The organism is Enterorhabdus sp. P55 (genome assembly GCF_009911695.1).
Classification (GTDB): domain Bacteria; phylum Actinomycetota; class Coriobacteriia; order Coriobacteriales; family Eggerthellaceae; genus Enterorhabdus.
The window spans coordinates 1-532 of sequence record NZ_QWKK01000317.1 but is presented as its reverse complement, the minus strand read 5'-3'; the positions used below and the strand labels follow the sequence as shown (position 1 = coordinate 532).

Genomic DNA, 532 nt, shown 5'->3' with positions numbered 1-532 from the left:
CTAAAACAGTAATCAAAGCGATTCAAGTTCATGGACAACCTGGTGGGATATCACAAATTACAGGCTGGTTAATTTCAACAACCGCCGCAATTGTAGTAGCAATTCTATTAGCTGCTACTCAAACGCCATTAATGGCGTTATGGAATAAGTTGGCGACCGCGCTAAACAAACTTCCTCGAATGGACAAAGGCGCAGCTGTCAAGCAAATACGTACAGTATATGACGCAATATATGGGTTTGTAAATGAAATTACCTTATCTATTGGTGACGCAGCATTCTTCTTCATTTTCCTTGCTATGATGCTCTTTGGGCTTGTTGGCGGTATTACTAAAATCGTTAAACACGACGAACAAGAACAATTCTGGGGAAAAGCTGTTACAATGATTATTGTAGGGGTTGTCTCAGGCGTTATCGTAGCTGGTTGGGGTAACTTGGGCCAATCGCCTGGTATCCTTACTGCATTCCTCAAAGCAGTTGGATCACGCTCAGTATAATCTGTAAAATAAAAATTACTCATAAGGGTAATTTTTAT

The 532-nt window shown here is 40.4% G+C and carries 1 protein-coding gene; it reads left to right on the top strand.

The genetic code is table 11. From position 1 onward, the window contains the following. Positions 1-494, top strand: a 494-nt coding sequence (locus D1643_RS11460) for a hypothetical protein (protein ID WP_160710693.1), incomplete at its 5' end; no start/stop codon positions are given. Positions 495-532: the final 38 nt, after the last annotated feature.